This window comes from Marinobacterium arenosum (assembly GCF_019795155.1).
In the GTDB taxonomy this organism is placed as follows: Bacteria; Pseudomonadota; Gammaproteobacteria; order Pseudomonadales; family Balneatricaceae; genus Marinobacterium_C; species Marinobacterium_C arenosum.
The window spans coordinates 1-2,887 of sequence record NZ_JAILYN010000100.1 but is presented as its reverse complement, the minus strand read 5'-3'; the positions used below and the strand labels follow the sequence as shown (position 1 = coordinate 2,887).

At 57.6% G+C, this 2,887-nt stretch carries 4 protein-coding genes; 1 reads left to right on the top strand and 3 read right to left on the bottom strand.

What is annotated here, in order from left to right:
- Positions 1-442 precede the first annotated feature (442 nt).
- The 3 genes from K6T12_RS21295 to K6T12_RS21285 all read right to left on the bottom strand — a co-directional run bounded on the left by K6T12_RS21295 (position 443) and on the right by K6T12_RS21285 (position 2,198).
- Positions 443-994, bottom strand: coding sequence for a glycine zipper 2TM domain-containing protein (locus K6T12_RS21295; protein ID WP_222224986.1), 552 nt, complete (start codon positions 992-994; stop codon positions 443-445).
- A gap of 379 nt (positions 995-1,373) precedes the next feature.
- A complete protein-coding gene (locus K6T12_RS21290; protein WP_222224985.1) occupies positions 1,374-1,841 on the bottom strand; it encodes an aminoacyl-tRNA deacylase in 468 nt (155 codons plus the stop codon).
- 27 nt (positions 1,842-1,868) lie between these two features.
- The gene (locus K6T12_RS21285) at positions 1,869-2,198 is read right to left on the bottom strand and encodes a hypothetical protein (protein WP_222224984.1); all 330 of its coding nucleotides are present in this window, start codon (positions 2,196-2,198) and stop codon (positions 1,869-1,871) included.
- Positions 2,199-2,307: 109 nt separating this feature from the next.
- Here K6T12_RS21285 and K6T12_RS21280 point away from each other — a divergent pair, with 109 nt between their 5' ends.
- On the top strand, positions 2,308-2,547 hold the full coding sequence (locus tag K6T12_RS21280; protein WP_222224983.1) for a hypothetical protein: 240 nt from the start codon (positions 2,308-2,310) through the stop codon (positions 2,545-2,547).
- The last annotated feature ends 340 nt before the right edge of the window (positions 2,548-2,887 follow it).

Sequence of the window (2,887 nt, the reverse complement as noted above, 5' to 3'; positions counted from 1 at the left end):
ATATGGTCCAGTTCGACTTTTCCCCTGAAATCTTCGAAAAGAAAAAATCCGGAATCCTGCCTAAGGATTCCGGATTTTCTTTCGCAGAATCAGCGGCTCAATGAGCTTAACTGATCGGCATTAACCTTCGGGTGGCTTTTTGTTTTTTTCATATCAGGAACAGACAACCATCTCCCCATACCTGCCCCAAGCCGCCTAATCAACGGCTTGAGGCAGGTATGGAGAGATACAAGGGCGTCACCCGGGGCGCCACCGCCGCAGGCGGTTGTTAGAAACTCAGACCGGTGCTTTGTCGGCCCAACAGCCCCCTGTAGCAGCCCACTCCGTGGGCGACCGGCCGACTATTTACGCAAATCGGTCGCTCGCGGAGCGAGCTGCTACGATATTTTCGGCGGCAACCTGCCAGCGAATCGGGGATCGCCTACCACCGTATCCCGCCAAGTTACTGGGTCGCGGTCGTTGCCGGCTTGGTAAGCACCAATTGGCCATCCTTGACCGGGATAGTCGGCCCCGGCTGGTAATCCAGCCTGACCACATCCACCTGTTCGCCCAGTTTGTACTGTACATCGTAACCGACCACCTTCTGGTGCCGGTCCTGCACGGTACGGCAATCGCGCTCGGTGGTGGTGTAGGTGTCCTTGCGCTGCATATCCTCCTGCACCTTGTTACCGGCATAGCCGCCGGCCGCCGCACCCGCCACGGTAGCCAACTTCTTGCCGCTGCCGCCGCCAATCTGGCTGCCCAGCAGCCCGCCGACCACCGCACCGACCACGGTACCGGCAACCTGGTTTTGGTCCTGAACCGGTTTGACCCGGGTCACCTGGCGATCGACGCATTCCTGGCGCGGTGTGGTATAGCTCTGAGTAACCGCCTGTACATCCAACACCTCGGCAAACTGCGGCGACCGGTCAACATATTGAAATCCGGCAACCGCCACCAAAGCGGTCGCGGCCACCCCACCTACCAGGCCACCCAGCATCATGGATCTGTTCATAACTGGCTCCTTTTAATGAAAGGAATTAACCGATAAATCGCATGGTCGAGATACCACAGGCGAACGTCCCGTCGATTGCCTCTCCCTCGCCCTTCCTGATGCCGCCCACCCCCGCCTCCTTTCGAAGCCGGCGCATGTGCTAAAGCATAGTCGGCCGCCAGAGCTCCGATCCGCGTTTATCGAGACAACATTCTGTGTCCGGGAGTATTGGGGATGCTGGCTTAACGGATGCTTGCCAGCTCGGGTACGATCCGCGAAATGCGCCTATATGAACATACTTCGTAAAGCCGGGCGGGGACTGCCCGGCCAACGTCGTTCAGTAGTGATTTTCTACCGCTACGATGCCCTGGCTAGAGATCGCCCGGCGAAAGAGCTGAAATCAGTGCTGCTCGCAGTAGTGACCGCGCCGCAACCCCTTGATCAAGTCGTTGAACTGATCGCCGCTCAGCACGATCAATTGCTCATGGTCGCCGCCTTCCAGGTAGACCTTGGACAGCGAGCAGAGCGCCTCGTCGACGATGGTTTCGATGCCGTAGGCCGTCCCCAGCGTTACCGCGCCCTGGTCGCAATCGGTAAACAACTTATCCACATCCGATTCCGGCGCCAGTTCCAGCTTGCGGTTCAGCTGATCCTGCAACCGATGCAGGCTGATCCACTGGCTGGCGGGAATCAACACCTGCAGGTAGCCGGTATCGTCCTTCAGCAGCACCGCCTTAACCACATGGTCTTCAAGCACATAGGCGGCATCCGCCGCCTCACGACTGGTTGCGGTTTTCGGATGGGCAATGGTTTCAAAACTGCCGACCTGCTGGTTCAGGTAGTCATAGACTGTTCGTGCGATAGCCATGGATAGCTCCTCCGCCGGCCATACCGTTCAGCAGCCGCTGAAGCAGTAGATATCGAGGCCCTTGGCGATCGCCCGTTCGGCCACGGCCAGAAGCCTGACCAGCGTCGGATGTACCTCATCGTTACCGTTGAAAACCTTTTCCAACGCGATCAGCTCATCACGCAGCTCGCGGATCTCATCGCCCAGATAGATCGCCTCGCCATAGTAGTTGGACATCCCGTTAGCTTCAGGATAGCCAACAAAAAGCTCCTTGTTCTGGCAGAAGATCGCCGCATGCTGCTGCAGGTCCAGAGTGACCAGCGGAGGTTGTCGCCGAGCCGACGAGCGGCTACGGCCAAGGTGAATACTGTAGTGCAATGTCCCCTCCCGATATGCATCCGTTGGCTTCAAACCACGTACCGACTCATCGGGTACGCAGCGGTGGTTGCTATACTTGCTGAGGCAAACACCTTTGAGGATAGCAGGCATGAGAGTTCAGTTGCTGGTCACCAAAACGGACTTTTCACTGCCCAACCTGGAGAAGGAGTTCGGCGACCTGGGCATCCGTTACGAGATCACCTACCTGGAGAATCACCCGGAGTTGATCCGGGCCCACAATATCCGCCACTCGCCCAATATCCTGGTGGATGACAAGCTGGTATTCCGCCACCAGCCGTCGGAGCAGGAGCTACGGGAGTTTTTTGCTCGCTGGCAGGAACCGCATTAGCCAACGGTATACAAGCGCGCTGGCACAAACGACGCCGCCTCATGGCTAACCGTGCGAGACTCAATCATACCGCTATAGGTCGCGGCTAACTCTGCCCGACCGCTGCTCCAAAATGGCCTCAACGGATTGACTCTAGCCGGCTAGCTTCAGCGGACCAACAGCCCGTAGCGCTGCAAAATGACATATCAACTCCGAGCTAGCCCGGTCGCTACTAAAGCCCTTATATGGACCCACCCGTGTTGGCAAGCACGTTTCCTTTGTACAACAGGCGAAGGACTGCTTCCTTATATCCGGCTTTGCAACGGGCGTTTGTGCCCAGCCTTGATGGTATCTGCACCCC